Annotated in this window: 12 protein-coding genes; 2 read left to right on the top strand and 10 right to left on the bottom strand. The window is 45.8% G+C overall.

Features of this window, described 5'->3' with window-relative positions:
- The first annotated feature begins 9 nt into the window (after window positions 1–9).
- The gene (locus tag HRU80_14525; protein ID QOJ30015.1) at window positions 10–330 is read left to right on the top strand and encodes a YbaN family protein; all 321 of its coding nucleotides are present in this window, start codon (window positions 10–12) and stop codon (window positions 328–330) included.
- A 7-nt stretch (window positions 331–337) separates the two neighbouring features.
- On the opposite strand, the gene HRU80_14530 is transcribed toward HRU80_14525, so the two are convergent.
- The 9 genes from HRU80_14530 to sufB all read right to left on the bottom strand — a co-directional run bounded on the left by HRU80_14530 (window position 338) and on the right by sufB (window position 7,744).
- Window positions 338–511, bottom strand: coding sequence for a type II toxin-antitoxin system VapB family antitoxin (locus HRU80_14530; protein ID QOJ30016.1), 174 nt, complete (start codon window positions 509–511; stop codon window positions 338–340).
- 340 nt (window positions 512–851) lie between these two features.
- On the bottom strand, window positions 852–1,343 hold the full coding sequence (locus tag HRU80_14535) for an Rrf2 family transcriptional regulator (GenBank protein QOJ30017.1): 492 nt from the start codon (window positions 1,341–1,343) through the stop codon (window positions 852–854).
- Between the two features lie 152 nt (window positions 1,344–1,495).
- The gene (locus HRU80_14540; GenBank protein ID QOJ30018.1) at window positions 1,496–2,026 is read right to left on the bottom strand and encodes a BrxA/BrxB family bacilliredoxin; all 531 of its coding nucleotides are present in this window, start codon (window positions 2,024–2,026) and stop codon (window positions 1,496–1,498) included.
- Between the two features lie 98 nt (window positions 2,027–2,124).
- Entirely contained in the window at window positions 2,125–2,442 is a 318-nt protein-coding gene (locus HRU80_14545; protein QOJ30019.1) for a DUF59 domain-containing protein, read from the bottom strand.
- A 1-nt stretch (window position 2,443) separates the two neighbouring features.
- A complete protein-coding gene (locus HRU80_14550) occupies window positions 2,444–2,899 on the bottom strand; it encodes an SUF system NifU family Fe-S cluster assembly protein (protein ID QOJ30020.1) in 456 nt (151 codons plus the stop codon).
- A complete protein-coding gene (locus HRU80_14555) occupies window positions 2,899–4,170 on the bottom strand; it encodes a cysteine desulfurase (protein QOJ30021.1) in 1,272 nt (423 codons plus the stop codon). The genes HRU80_14550 and HRU80_14555 overlap by 1 nt, the downstream gene beginning before the upstream one ends.
- 2 nt (window positions 4,171–4,172) lie before the next feature.
- Entirely contained in the window at window positions 4,173–5,480 is a 1,308-nt protein-coding gene (gene sufD, locus HRU80_14560; GenBank protein QOJ30022.1) for a Fe-S cluster assembly protein SufD, read from the bottom strand.
- Window positions 5,481–5,499: 19 nt separating this feature from the next.
- Window positions 5,500–6,264, bottom strand: coding sequence for a Fe-S cluster assembly ATPase SufC (sufC, locus tag HRU80_14565; protein QOJ30023.1), 765 nt, complete (start codon window positions 6,262–6,264; stop codon window positions 5,500–5,502).
- A 31-nt stretch (window positions 6,265–6,295) separates the two neighbouring features.
- Window positions 6,296–7,744: a Fe-S cluster assembly protein SufB gene (gene sufB / locus HRU80_14570; GenBank protein ID QOJ30024.1), complete on the bottom strand. Its 1,449-nt coding sequence runs from the start codon at window positions 7,742–7,744 to the stop codon at window positions 6,296–6,298.
- Window positions 7,745–8,527: 783 nt separating this feature from the next.
- On the opposite strand from sufB, the gene HRU80_14575 reads away from it, so the two are divergent.
- The gene (locus tag HRU80_14575) at window positions 8,528–12,328 is read left to right on the top strand and encodes a PAS domain S-box protein (GenBank protein QOJ30025.1); all 3,801 of its coding nucleotides are present in this window, start codon (window positions 8,528–8,530) and stop codon (window positions 12,326–12,328) included.
- 422 nt (window positions 12,329–12,750) lie between these two features.
- On the opposite strand, the gene HRU80_14580 is transcribed toward HRU80_14575, so the two are convergent.
- Window positions 12,751–14,385 carry an amidase gene (locus HRU80_14580; protein QOJ30026.1) on the bottom strand — a complete coding sequence of 545 codons (1,635 nt, stop codon included), beginning with the start codon at window positions 14,383–14,385 and terminating at the stop codon, window positions 12,751–12,753.
- Window positions 14,386–14,567 lie beyond the last annotated feature (182 nt).

Genomic DNA, 14,567 nt, shown 5'->3' on the forward strand with positions numbered 1-14,567 from the left:
CAGGAAGTAATGCGGCAGGCAATTAAAAACAGGAAAGTTGCTGAGTCTCACTGGCTCAGGGTTACCTATTTTATCCTCGGAGTAGTATGTACAATAACGGGCATCATTGGTTTTATCGTTCCGCTGATGCCCGGGACAATATTTTTGATTATGGCTGCATATTTCTTTGCCAGAAGCTCAGAGAGATTTCTGGACTATATACTGACCAACAAACTGTTCGGCCACCATATTCAAAACTTCGTTGACGGCGGCAGGATGCCGCTCAGAGCGAAGATCGTAACCGCCGGACTTATTTTTATCTCAGTCCTCACGGGGATCCTCCTCCTCTAAAGAAGAATTATTTCTTCTTTGCAGCCTTCTTAGCTGGTTTAGCCTTGGCTTTTGCCTTCGGGGCTTTTCCGGCAGCTACGAGAGCAAGTCCTGCATGCACCACAGCTTTCTTTGTTTCCAAGCCGGAAGCTTTCAGCGCCTTTGCCATCAGCTTATCGTCAATATCGATCAATGTTTTCATACCGGTTCTCCTTAATTGTTGTTAAATAATAGATTTTTGGTAACCACGGAGTTAAAATAATAAAAAAGTCAATACAAAAAGCAAGAAAAATCTTCAGGAGGGGGTGCCCCTATATACCGGACAGGGGGAAGAGGGTATATAAAATTTCTCCGGCTGACCGGGCTATATACATAAAGAAAAGGTAATAAAATCAGGGGTCCGGGCTGCTTTTGCCGCCGGCCCGCCCGCTTAAACGGGATTTTTCCGGGTATATCCGTATGACATTTATCACACATATACCCGTGCCGGTGAACCGGCTGTAAACTGGGTTTTAAGGGAGTGTTCCGGGGTGAACCGCCTGTCAGGCGGGTTTTTGCTGATTTCTGAGGGACTGCTGCTCTTCTTCAAGAAGGGCATAAACAAAGCTTGCCGTTTCTTCTTCCTTACCAAGCATATCAGCGAGTGTGGTCTTTGAGAGGATGGAATCAACCGCAGTCTGCACTGCCCTCCAGAGGGAGCGGATGGAGCAGTCTATGGTATGCGTGCAGATGGATTCATTTCCGGTAAAATCAGAACAGAAGGATGATTCAAAAAATTTGCCTCCGAGAACCGAGAGCACTTCCCCGACGTTTATTTCTTCAGGAGGACGGGTCAGCCGGTATCCTCCGGATGAACCGCGTGAGCTTTCAATAAAACCGCCTAGGCGCAGAATCCTGAGGAGTTTGCCTGCATTGGCCTGCGAGAGGCGCTCAGCCGAACTGATCTCGGGTATGGTCATTCCGTCTTCTGACTTGTTTTTAGCAATGCGCAGAAGGCAGCGCAATCCGTATTCTTCCTGGGAACTGAATTTCATCGTCTATATATGTTTCGTAAATAGTTCATCTGAGGCCATCTGCGGGAGAAAACATCTCCCGCAGAACCGCAGCGTTAATCATTTTCAAGCAACGTACATTGTTAATTGTACATTATACATTGAATTACTAATTACTCATTCCTGATTACTAATTAACCTTTGTACATCGGAATTTTTGAACCGCACATTTTGGCATGCTGAACCTGTGCATAGTGTTCAGGACTTACAGAGGGGCCTTTGGCGCTGCAGTGTTTTTCAAATGCGGCTTTCAGTTTGTCGGCAATTTGTTCAAAGGTGTAACCTTCAATTTCGTATCTCGGCATAAAATAAACCGGCTCACCGTTCTTGAAAATAGCCATGCTTGGTGATGAGGGGGGTGCAGGAATATAGCTGCGAACCAGATCTACTGCATCGCGGTCCTGTCCCGCGAAAACGGTTGTAAGTCTGTCTGGAATCACTGCATTCTGCAGGGCAAGAGATACACCCGGTCTGGCACCGCCGGCAGCACATCCGCAGACTGAGTTCATTACAACAAGTACCGTCTTGTCGTCATTAACCTTAATTGCCTTTTCCACATCTTCCGGGGTACGGAGTTCCTGTATTCCTACGGCTGTCAGTTCATCGCGCATTGGCTGAACTGCTTCTTCATCATACATGGGAGGTCTTTTCAGAACATTTAACATAGGTTATTCCTTTTTAAGATTATCGTTAATATATATACACACAAGTCGTCCGGCTTTCCCCTGCCCCGCGGTTCTCTCACCGCATGAATATCGTTTTTCTATAAGAAACCAAGTTCAACCATGGCCACCTCACTCATCATATCTTTTGACCAGGGGGGGCTCCAGGTGATTTCAATTTTTACATCGGTGATGCCCTCAATGGTGCGCAGTTTGCTCTCCACTTCTTTGGGAAGTGTTTCAGCAACGGGACACATCGGGGATGTAAGCGTCATGATAACAGTCAGCTTTTTATCTTCGTCAAAACGGAGCTGATAAATCAGCCCGAGTTCCCAGATATCCACCGGAATTTCAGGATCGTAACAGCTTTTAAGCACCGCTATTACTTTGTCTTTCAGAATTTCAGTTTCGTCACTCATATTATTCAGTTATGACTTTTTCTTGTTCGTTTTTAATTGCGGCTATCAGCGTATGCCAGGCAAGTGAGGCACACTTGACTCTCATGGGAAATTCCTTTACTCCCTCAAGCACAGCAAGTTTGCCAAGCTGTTCACGGTCAGAATCAGTTACGGTATTGCCCATGACAAGTGCATGAAACCGGTCAAAATCCTTCTGCACTTCCTCAACGGTCCTGCCTTTGACGAAAGCAGTCATCAGAGAAGCGGATGATTTTGATATGGCGCATCCGTTACCCTGGAATGATATATCCTTAATGATGCCGTCTTCAACCGAAAGGAAAATTTCAACCTGGTCTCCGCAGAGAGGGTTATGCCCTTCGGCGTGATTGGTATAAAACGGCAGTATTTTGTAATTACGCGGATCCTTATAGTGATCCAGGATTACCTGCTGGTAAAGTTCCCTGAGCTCGGGATTCATTATTTAAACACCTCGAAAACTTTTTGAAGAGATTGAGCAAAATAATCAATCTCCTCCTTTGTGTTATAAAAACCCAGCGACAGCCGTGCCGTTGCCGGAACTCCAAGCCGCTTCATTACCGGCTGAGCACAATGATGACCGGTGCGGATGGCAACCCCCTCAAGATCAAGGATGGTGCCGGTATCATGCGGATGAATGCCCTCAAGCTGGAATGAATAGACACTGCTGCGCACTTTGGGCTCACCCAGCAGTTTTACTCCGGGTATTTTCCGTAATACTTCACCGGTATATACCAGCAGAGAATTCTCATAATTCTGAATCGCGTCAAAGCCGATTTTCTCTATATAATCCAGCGCCGGTCCCATACCGATTACCCCTTCAATATTCGGGGTACCCGCTTCAAACTTATAGGGGAGTTCGTTATAGGTTGTTTTTTCAAATGAAACGGAAGCAATCATATCCCCCCCGCCCTGATACGGAGGCATTTTCTCAAGCAGTTCTTTTCTTCCGTAAAGAACACCCACTCCGGTCGGAGCGTAAAGTTTGTGCGCGGAGAAAACGAAGAAATCACAGCCAAGAGCACGGACGTCAACCGGCTGATGCTGCACAGACTGAGCGCCGTCAAGCAGAACCGGTATTCCCCGTTCTTTTGCGGCCCGGATAATTTCTTCAACCGGATTGACCGTTCCGAGTGCATTAGAAACATGCACAACCGAAATAAACTTTGTCCGGTCAGATAGAAGCGAATGGAAATGATCCATATCAAGATCACCATTGTCATCCATTCTGATAACCTTCAGTATTGCTTTTTTCTCCTCACAAAGCATCTGCCAGGGGACGATATTGGAGTGATGCTCCAGCCATGAGATGATGATCTCATCCCCTTCCTGTATATATTTCCTGCCGTAGGAATGAGCCACCAGATTTATTGCCTCTGTGGTGCCTCTGGTAAAGATAATTTCTTTTGAGGAAGATGCATTCAGATAGGATGCAACCTGCTCTCTCACCCCTTCATATTCAAGAGTTGCCTTCTGGCTGAGCAGATGCACACCCCTGTGTATATTGGCATTAGTCGCTGAATAATATTCAGCTATCTTGTCTATCACACACTGCGGCTTCTGGGTTGAAGCAGCGTTATCAAGATACACAAGCGGCTTGCCGTGCACTTCGGTCTGCAGGATCGGAAAATCTTTTCTGATCTCATAGACATTAAACGCGGATGCAGCAGTCTGCTTATCCTTTAGAGCACCAGAGGCATTTACTGAAGACATGATTATGATAACCTTGCAGCTATTTTAGCTTCGAGATAGTCACGCAGATCTTCAAACTTCATCCGGTCAACCAGATCATCAGCAAAAGCGTTAATAAGAATCGAACGGGCAAGCTGATCACCGATTCCGCGAGCTTTTAGATAAAAGAGCGACTCTTCACTGAGCTGTCCGACGGTTGCACCGTGGGTACATTTTACGTCATCAGCGAAAATCTCAAGCTGCGGTTTGGTATCAATCAGGGCCTCTTCACTCAGCAGGATGGTTTTGTTTTCCTGGAATGCATTGGTCTTCTGTGCATCCTGGCGAACCATTACCTTGCCGTTAAATACTCCGCGCGCTTTGCCGTCGAGCACTCCTTTATATAACTCATGGCTCTGGCAGTGGGGCATTGCGTGATCAATCATCGTATGATTATCAATAAGCTGTGTGCCGCCTGCAATAAAAAGTCCGTTAAGTGTTCCCTCTGAATTGGGGCCGGTGAAGCGAGTGCTCATGTTGGTTCTTCCGATGGCAGAACCAAGCGCGATATTCAATGAAGTGTAGCGGGAGCTCCCCTCCTGTGTTACTTCAACATTGTTGATGTAATAGGAATTCAGATTCTCTTCCTGAATCAGAATGTGACTAACCGAGGCATTTTCAGCGGTATATATTTCAGTCACGCCGTTGGTGAATGATGAGGTTTCATCAAGACCAGCATAGGTTTCAATCAGATCCAGTTCAGCACCCTGCTCAGCAACAATCAGGTTGCGGGGGCTAACCAGCAGATTTTCCGCATTCTTCTTAACGTAGATAATTCTGACCGGCTTTTCTGCAGCGACATTTTTTCCGATGTGGATAAAAAGTCCCTCAGCAACGAAAGAAGTGTTTAGCGCGGCAAAGATATTGCCTTTCAGATCAGCTGTTTTATTAAAATAGGTTTCAGCGGCAGAAATCTTCTCCGTAAACGCCTCTTTTATGGTGGTGATTGTTACTCCTTTAAGAGAACTAAAATCACCTGAAAGCTCATGATTCAGTTTACCATTAACAAAGACGATATTAAGATATTTGTCAATGTTATAAAAGAACTTCTGCAGTTCAGATATTCCGACCGGTGCAGCAACAGCTTCTGTGGTGAATTTCCTTCCGGTGATCGGGGTGATATTGGTGTACTTCCATTCTTCATCCTTCACCGTTGGAACGCGCAGCGAAAGAAACTCTTCCAGCGAGGCTTTGCGCACCTGATGGAATTCCGACTTACTTTCACCGTTCATTCCGGCCTCAGCCGTCAGAAAGCTGTTTTTCAGCAGCTCTTTAAAATCTGTTTTTTCCATATATATAACTGTCTTCCTCTTAACCCATCACGAATTCTTCGATATGATCTTTCACCCAGTCATATCCTTTGTCTTCAAGTTCAAGAGCAAGGCCTTTGCCGCCTGATTTAATAATGCGTCCCTGATAGAGCACATGCACAAAATCAGGCACAATGTAATTCAGCAGGCGCTGATAGTGGGTAACCACGATGAATGAATTCTCTGGTGACTTAAGAGTGTTAACGCCGGTTGCAACAATACGGAGCGCATCAATATCAAGCCCTGAATCTGTTTCATCAAGAATGCCGAGTTTCGGCTCGAGCACCGCCATCTGGAAAATTTCATTTCTTTTCTTCTCACCGCCTGAGAATCCTTCATTCACTGAACGGCTGAGCAGATCCTGCTTCAGTTCAACAAGCGCCATTTTTTTCTTAATGTGAGCAAGAAACTCAACTGCATCAAGGGGTTCCTCTCCGCGGTATTTTTTAATTTCATTAAGTGCATTCTTCAGCAGATTGGTGTTTGAGACACCCGGAATTTCGACCGGGTACTGAAACGCAAGAAATACACCTTCTCTTGCCCTGTCTTCAGGAGAAAGGTCAAGCAGGTTTTTTCCGTTGAAGATCACTTCACCTTCTGTTACTTCATATTCTTTGCGTCCTGCAAGTACCGAAGCAAGGGTGCTTTTCCCCGAGCCGTTCGGTCCCATAATTGCGTGCACTTCACCTTTATTAATTTTCAGGTTGATGCCTTTTAATATCTCTTTGCCCTCAATGCTTACTCTGAGGTTTTTAATTTCGATCATTGCTGTTTCCTTATTTTTCAAAATGTATATATTAACCTACGCTGCCTTCAAGGCTCACGCTCAGGAGTTTCTGCGCTTCAACGGCAAATTCCATCGGCAGTTCTCTGAAGACTTCCTTACAGTAGCCGTTTACGATCATGTTAACTGCATCTTCATTAGAAAGGCCTCTCTGATTCAGATAAAAAATCTGATCTTCGCCAATTTTTGAAGTGGTTGCTTCATGCTCTACTGTTGCTGTAGGGTTGTTAATTTCAAGATAGGGGAAAGTATGCGCGCCGCAGCGGTCTCCGATAAGAAGTGAGTCGCACTGAGAATAGTTTCTGGCACTTTTTGCTTTCTTGCCGACACGGACCAGTCCGCGGTAAGTATTATTGCTTCTTCCGGCTGATATACCTTTAGAGACAATGGTACTGCGGGTATTATTGCCAAGATGAATCATCTTGGTTCCGGTATCTGCCTGCTGATAGTTATTGGTAACCGCAACGGAATAAAACTCTCCGATTGAGTTATCCCCCTGCAGAACGCAGCTCGGATATTTCCAGGTGATGGCTGAACCTGTCTCAACCTGAGTCCAGGAGATTTTTGAGTTAACACCTTTGCAGAGTCCGCGTTTGGTCACAAAGTTATAAATACCGCCTTTGCCTTCTTTATCACCGGCATACCAGTTCTGTATGGTGGAGTATTTAATTTCAGCATTGTCAAGAGCAACCAGTTCAACAACGGCTGCGTGGAGCTGATTTTCATCACGGCGGGGGGCAGTGCATCCTTCCAGATAGCTTACATAACTTCCCTCTTCAGCCACAATCAGCGTTCTTTCAAACTGACCGGTGTTGCTTGCGTTAATGCGGAAGTAGGTGCTCAGTTCCATCGGGCAGCGCACGCCTTTTGGTATATATGCAAAAGAGCCGTCGGTAAAGACTGCGCTGTTGAGCGCTGCGTAGTAGTTATCGGTAGCGGGAACAACCGAGCCGATATATTTCTTAATAAGATCGGGATGCTCTCTGATTGCCTCGGAAATTGAACCGAAGATAATTCCAAGCTCTTTCAGTTTTTCCTTAAAGGTAGTAGCAACCGACACGCTGTCAAACACCGCGTCAACGGCCACACCGGCGAGCGCTTTCTGCTCTTCAATAGGAATACCCAGTTTGTTGAACGTTGCCAGGATTTCCGGATCAACTTCATCAAGACTGTTTAATTTCTTAATATTCTTTGGTGCTGAGTAATAAATGATATCCTGAAAATTAACCGGAGGATAATCAACATTCGGCCATTTAGGCTCTTTCATCGTGAGCCACTGGCGGTATGCCTTCAGGCGCCACTCAAGCATCCATTCCGGTTCCTCCTTTTTGGAGGAAATGAGGCGGATAATGTCCTCATTCAGTCCTTTTGGTGCCTCATCGGTCTCGACATCGGTAACGAATCCGTACTTGTACTCTTGATTCGCTAATTCTTCAATTTCGTTAACTTCTGTAGAACTCATTCGCTTTTCTCTGACTTTTCCATTTTTGTGATACAAACTTAGTCAATCTATACAAAAAAGTCAAGATTGAATCAGAAAGTTCCCGAATCAAGTGAGAATTGTGAATTATGAAGTATGAAATCCCGGGTATCCGCCGTCTTTGAAGCCAGGGAAAGGTATGAACCATCCTTTCATGTTATTCCCGACCATCCCAATTCCGGTGTCCGACCACCCCTCCCCTCGACCCCCTCGACTCCGCTCGGGGACCAATCGCTCGGGGGCCATCCATCCCGGTGTCCGAGCGGAGTCGAGGACCATCCATCCCGGTGTCCGAGCGGAGTCGAGGACCACCGGGCACCTCCCCACCCAGTGTCCGAGCGGAGCCGAGGACCACCGGAGAACCATCCCAATCCCGGTGTCCGAGCACCCCTCCCCTCGACCCCCTCGACTCCGCTCGGGGACCAATCGCTAGAGGACCATCCATTCCGGTGTCCGTACATCTCCTCCCGGTGTCCGAGCGGAGTCGAGGACCACCGGGCACCTCTCCATCCAGTGTCCGAACACCCCTCCCCTCGACTCCGCTCGGGGACCAATCGCTCGGGGAACAGCCCCTTCCGGCGTCCGAGCAGAGCCGAGGACCACCGGGAATATGTTTCACTTTCTGAATACTCAAGATTTTTTATCCAATTTCTGTAATATGTTTTATATTAGCATATCATTATGTAATTTTTACAGATTTCCAGCGGGCTTGAACTGGGTTTTACAGGTAGGTAGGGAAACATTTAATTAATTATTACTGAAACCATGACGCTGTCTGCTGGTTCTGAAAATATTTCCCATTTAAACGGAGCTAACAACGGGTATCCCTCCGAAAGGGTGTTTATTGCTAATTCTTCTCGGATAATTACCTGGTTAAGTTCTGAATTCTGTAAACTCGCGGGCTTCGATTCACGGAAGATAACCGGCAAATCGCTTGCCGAGGCGGCTGAAATATCAACTGGCTCCCCCTTTTCTTCTCTATTTAGCTGGGCTTCCGACGGCACACAGCAGCCAGAGATGGAAATTATCTTCCCTGTGCCGGACAGGTCTGTACAAATAAGTTTCTCCAAACATCTCCGCTTAGGGGAAGATGACCGTCTTACAGAAATTATTATTTGCGGTAAAAGTATTACAAATCAGGCACTTGGTTTAGAGAGCAGTCTTGGTTTCCGTCTAATTGAGTTATTAAAATCGAATCCCGCCTCATTATACACATTTTACCTTAAGGATGGGGTTCCGCATCTGAATTTTGTTAACGATCATATCGTTAAGTCGCTTGGGTACAGTGCTGACCAGCTGCTTGATAATTTCAGTTTCTGGATTGAGCATGTGCACCCTGAAGATCGCCCGAGGCTCAAGAAAAACTTTCAGGAAAATTATATTGCTCCCAAGGTCGGGTCTGTAAACGAAACTGAATACCGTTTCCTGGATGCCTGGGGCAACTACCGCTGGCTTTTTAACCGTCAACAGATTGTAGCCGAGAGAGATGGCGGTTATGATGTGAGCTGCATCTGGATGGACATCACAAAGCAGAAAGAAGAGCAGGATGCTCTGGAAAATCACTCCCGCCTCAGGCAGATTGTTGAAAATCTTGATATGTTCTTCTGGCTTTCTTCAGCAGACAGAAAACAGCTCCTGTATATATCAGAAAATCTCTACCATACCTTCGGCATTCCGGTAAAACAAAATCCCGGCAAACTGAGTTTACACTTTCTGCTCTCTACGGTTATTCCTGGAGACCGGGAAAAAGCCAGGAATGCATTTAAGAATTTCCGGAATGGAAAATCATTGGGAGATGAGTTCCGTACCATCACTAAAGAAAACAAGATCATCTGGCTCCGTATTGAATCATTCCCGGTGTATAATGATAAAAATGAAATTATCCGGTACGCGGGTATTGCAAGAAATATCACACAGGAAAAATTCAACGAGCAGCATCTCATTGAAGCTCGTGAGCAGTATCAGGCAGTCTTTGAAGGCTCACCTCAGGGAATTATAGCCGCCGATATCGAAACACAGTTGTTTGTATTCGTCAATCCGGAAATGACCCGTCTGTTCGGATATACAGAAGAAGAATTCAGTAATATGACTCCGGTAAATCTGCACCGGCCAGAAGATCTGCCAAAAGTGATGGAACAGTTCATCGCTCTGGCGGAAAACAGAATAAGTATCGCCTCAGTGATCCCCTGTCTCAGAAAAGACGGTTCCATTTTTTACGCTGATATCAACACGCGCCATGTTACCCTTGCGGGTAAAAAAGTAATGATTGGATTTTTTGTTGATGTAACTCCACGCGAGGAAAACAGACAAAAGATAATTGAACTGAATGAACGTATGCTGCTTGCCAACAAAGCCGCCCATATTGGCATCTGGGAGTGGGATATTAACAGCGATAAAGTATATTTTGATGATACCATGCACAGGATATACGGCACCTCCCCTGAAACATTCCAGGGTAGCATGGAAAACTGGATGTCCTTTATTTTACAAAATGGGAACAGCTCAGAAAGCAGCCGCGGCTCTCTTCTGACCGGCAGCAGCGGAAGCGCTTCAGAGTTCAGCATCCGGAATACGGACGGAAGAATCAGATATATACGGGCAGTAGGCGCGGTAACTCCGGAAGAATCCGGCAAGTCAGGACATATCTTCGGTGTGCATATTGATATTACTGATCAAAAGCTCGCCGAGCAGGAAAAACTTCTGAGTGAACAGCGGTATAGTTCACTTGTCAATGAATTCCACTTCGGTGTTATAATTCACGGCAGCACCGGTGAACTGCTTTATTACAATTCTGAAGCAGAAAGTCTTATCGGTATGCCATTAGAGAAGATTAAAGATTTCAACCCTTCAGAACCCATGATTGTTCTCAAAACCGGTAATGGCGATAAAATAGAACCGGAAAATTATCCTTTCAATCTGGTAATAAGAACGGGAAAGGAAATAAAGAATACCACTTATGAGCTTAACAATCTTATAACCGGCAAAAGATACTGGATACGGCTGCATGCATATCCTCAGTTTGACGCGGGCAACGCACTTAAGCAGGTTGTGGTAACATTTGTAAACATTACTGATCTGATTGAGACGGAACAAGAACTGCAGAGAAGTGAGGCCGTACTGCGCCGGACACAGGAACTTGCTAAAGTCGGCGGGTTTGAGTGGAGTGCTGACACCAATACGATGTACTGGACGGATGAAATGTACGCAATTCATGACATGACACCGGGTGAATTCCCTCCCGGCTCCCCGCAGCATATTGAGGCAAGTCTGGCATGTTACCCGCCGGAAGAATTACAAAAAATTACCAGTGCAATGAATGCTATTCTGACTGACGGAACCCCCTACGATCTGGTAATGAGTTTTACAACTCCGGCTGGTAACGAAAAATGGATTCGTGCGGCAGCAACTGCCGCCATGAAAGATGGGAAAATCAGCAGAATAACCGGACACATGATGGATGTTACCATCGGCAGAAAATCTGAAATGAATTTAGTAAAGCTGTCACGGGCAGTATTGCAGAGTCCGGTTTCGGTTATTATAACCGACCCTGATGGCATTGTTGAGTTTGTTAATCCGCGTTTCACCGAGGTTACCGGATACTCCGAGGAGGAAATTCTTGGCAGAAAACCCGCTATACTTGAACATGAGTTTTTTTCAAAAGATATTTATAATGAAATCCGGGAAACCATAAACACAGGAAAAGACTGGAAAGGGGAACTGCTTAACCGGAAAAAAGACGGCTCACTTTACTGGGAAAGTACTTATATATCTCCGGTGCTTAATCCGGAAGGAGACATCATCAATGTTATTTCAGTCGGTGAAGATATAACTGAGCGCAAGAAAAACATTGAAGAGCTGATAACCGCAAAGGTAAAAGCAGAAGAAATGAGCAAGCTCAAATCAAGTTTTCTTGCCAATATGAGCCATGAACTCCGCACCCCTCTTGTAGCAATTAACGGATTTGCAGAAATACTTGCGGAAGAAACCAGCGGGGAACTGAATAAAATGGCTGTCGGTATCCTGCGGGGAGGAAGGCGTCTTTCAGAAACACTGAATCTTATACTTGATCTTGCCAAGATTGAGTCGGGAGCAATGCAGCTTTCACCGCAAAAGCTGGATGTTTGCGCTGAGACCAGAGAAGCAGCGGAACTTTTCAGAGCTGAAGCAGAAAAGAAAGGTCTCCGTTACGAGGTCTTCTGCCCGGATGAAAAATTATTCCTGAAGGTTGATCCCAAAGTTCTCAGATCAGCAATAAACAATCTGATTAATAATGCCATTAAATATACATCAACCGGCAGTCTGGAAGTACGGCTTATATACAAGGAACCGGGTGCAATGATTCTGACCGTAAAAGATACCGGCATCGGTATAGATCAGGCACATCATGAAAGTATATTTGAAGAATTCCGTCAGGTGAGTGAGGGGCATGGACGAAATTTCGAAGGAACAGGGCTCGGACTTTCAATTGTTAAAAAACTGATAATCGCGCACGGGGGCACCATCACGGTTGAAAGTGAACCTGGCAAAGGAAGCACATTTACGGTAACCCTCCCTTCGCATGAGTAAGACACCTCAAACCGGATTTATGGCACGTTCACCGTTTCTTATTATCGTCTGCCCCTGAAAAACCGCACTCGCTGAATTTCTTTTGCCCTGCAGAAAAAAATTTCAAATCTTTGAGCAGCTGATTATAAAAACTATAAATCAGTCTCGTTCTATAAATCCTTATTTAAATTTACAACACTACCACCTGTAAAGACAGGGCACACCGGTGCCAGCCGGTGTGTTCCTGTCCTTATTACTCGTTATTAGCAATTTTGTGTCCCGTTCGCCCCTTACCCCTAATTGAGTACGCAAAATCCTGGGCCGTATTCAATTGTAAGGGGCAACTTATTTTTAGGGTTGTGATAGACCTATGTGATGCAGCTTTCGGGGGTGACCAAATGTCACCCCGGAAGTTGATTCCCTTCCGAACTTCTTCCTGTTTCTTACTCCTTAAACATCTCAGGATGTTTTTTATGATATGTATTCATATCCTGCCAGAATTTGGCAAACTGCAAAAGTTTTCCCTCCTGAAAAAGTCCCGCGCAGAAAGTAATACTTACGGGAGTTCCGCTCGCGCTGAAACCTGTCGGTACCACCACTGAGGGATGTCCGGTTAAATTAGTGATCAGAAGATTACTCCCCTGCCAGGATGGTGCCAGATAAATATCAACATCCTTTACTGCATCATGCATTTGCTGAATCAGAAGGGTGCGCGCCCTGCTTGCGTTTATATATTCCACGGCTGGGATGAACCGTGCCGCACGGAAAACGTTCGGCCAGGCATTTTTTATCTGCCGGGTGAGCAGATCATCCCGGTTTGAACGGGTCAGCTCATCAAACGCTGCAGCAGCTTCGGCTGAAAGCATTATCGAAATATCACCTGCCGGAAAATCAGGTAATTCCACAGGGATAAGTTCCACGCCTGCCATTTCAAGCTGCTTCAGTACCAGTGAATCATATTTCTTAAAAGGGTAATTGCCCTCAAAATCTTTTTTCAGATATCCTACCCTGAAGTTTTTTACCTCTGCGCCCGGTATATATGAGAAAGGCACATCATAAACCGTCGGGTCAAGATTGTCAGCACCGTGAATCACATCAAAGACAATGGCAAGATCTTCAACCGAGCGGGTAATGGGACCGATTTTATCCATTGACCAGGAGAGCGCCATCGCTCCGTTTCTGCTCACTCTTCCGTAAGTGGGGCGAAGGCCGGTAGTGCCGCAGATGGTTGAAGGGGAAACTATTGAGCCGTAGGTTTCCGTGCCTATGGCAAAAGGCAGAAGCCCGGCAGCAACCGCAGAAGCAGAACCGGCTGAGGATCCGCTTGAACCGGCTGATGTGTCCCACGGATTGCGGGTTCTTCCTCCGAACCATACATCCCCCCACGCCAGTGCGCCCATTGTAAGTTTAGCACAAAGTACAGCACCGGCAGCCTCAAGTTTTTTTATAACCGTAGCATCCTCCGGAATCATCTGTTCAGTATAGGGTTCTGCACCCCACGTGGTTTTATAATCTTCAGTACTCAGAAGATCCTTCACGCCGTACGGTATGCCGTGAAGCAGTCCTTTATATATACCGGCCGCTATCTCCTCATCGGCTCTGGCGGCTTCCTTCAGGGCCCGTTCTTCAGTGAGGGTTATCACGCAGTGCAGCACAGGATCATATTTTTTCAACCGTTCAAGGAAAAACTTTGTCAGTTCAACTGATGTAATCTGTTTTGTTTTAAGTAAATGTGCAAGTTCGCCGATGGTCATCCATGCAAGCTGGTTTTTCTTACCGGGAAGTTTTGTGCCGGAGTAATCAGTAAATGATATGGAAGCCGGTGGCATATTCAGTACAAAGCCGGCAGGAATTGGATTAAAGAGCAGTGAGGGCATTACCCCGTTTTTCAGATTCATCTGTCTGATTACCGAATAGTTCTTTAACTGGTCTGCCAGATCATCCATCATGGAATCCCGCTCTGCATCCGTAAACTCAAGCCCGATTATCTTCTGGGCCTGAAGGATGTCCTGTCTGGTGAATTCCTGCGCCTGCAGCATACAGGCTGCGGCCAGGCAAAGAATCATCTGCTTAATCATAGTTTTGGCTCCGTTTATGAATATAAAAAGGAAAAATACAAAGTTTTCTCAAACTAAAGCTGCCTTGCCTGCTCAGATCCGATTATATAAAAACAAAAGGGAGAATGAACTTCCGTCAGGTTTTTCACTTGTAACAAATATCACATTTCCGCTTTAACTGAGGATAACGTATTCACTATTTC

Source organism: Ignavibacteriales bacterium, assembly GCA_015709675.1.
In the GTDB taxonomy this organism is placed as follows: Bacteria; Bacteroidota; Ignavibacteria; order Ignavibacteriales; family Ignavibacteriaceae; genus H2-BAC3.

Bases quoted from the DNA above. Each gene is read 5' to 3' on its own strand.
- HRU80_14525 (QOJ30015.1), top strand. From the start codon at position 10: ATGCGGCAGGCAATTAAAAACAGGAAAGTTGCTGAGTCTCACTGGCTC.
- HRU80_14530 (QOJ30016.1), bottom strand. From the start codon at position 511: ATGAAAACATTGATCGATATTGACGATAAGCTGATGGCAAAGGCGCTG.
- HRU80_14535 (QOJ30017.1), bottom strand. From the start codon at position 1,343: ATGAAATTCAGTTCCCAGGAAGAATACGGATTGCGCTGCCTTCTGCGC.
- HRU80_14540 (QOJ30018.1), bottom strand. From the start codon at position 2,026: ATGTTAAATGTTCTGAAAAGACCTCCCATGTATGATGAAGAAGCAGTT.
- HRU80_14545 (QOJ30019.1), bottom strand. From the start codon at position 2,442: ATGAGTGACGAAACTGAAATTCTGAAAGACAAAGTAATAGCGGTGCTT.
- HRU80_14550 (QOJ30020.1), bottom strand. From the start codon at position 2,899: ATGAATCCCGAGCTCAGGGAACTTTACCAGCAGGTAATCCTGGATCAC.
- HRU80_14555 (QOJ30021.1), bottom strand. From the start codon at position 4,170: ATGTCTTCAGTAAATGCCTCTGGTGCTCTAAAGGATAAGCAGACTGCT.
- sufD (QOJ30022.1), bottom strand. From the start codon at position 5,480: ATGGAAAAAACAGATTTTAAAGAGCTGCTGAAAAACAGCTTTCTGACG.
- sufC (QOJ30023.1), bottom strand. From the start codon at position 6,264: ATGATCGAAATTAAAAACCTCAGAGTAAGCATTGAGGGCAAAGAGATA.
- sufB (QOJ30024.1), bottom strand. From the start codon at position 7,744: ATGAGTTCTACAGAAGTTAACGAAATTGAAGAATTAGCGAATCAAGAG.
- HRU80_14575 (QOJ30025.1), top strand. From the start codon at position 8,528: ATGACGCTGTCTGCTGGTTCTGAAAATATTTCCCATTTAAACGGAGCT.
- HRU80_14580 (QOJ30026.1), bottom strand. From the start codon at position 14,385: ATGATTAAGCAGATGATTCTTTGCCTGGCCGCAGCCTGTATGCTGCAG.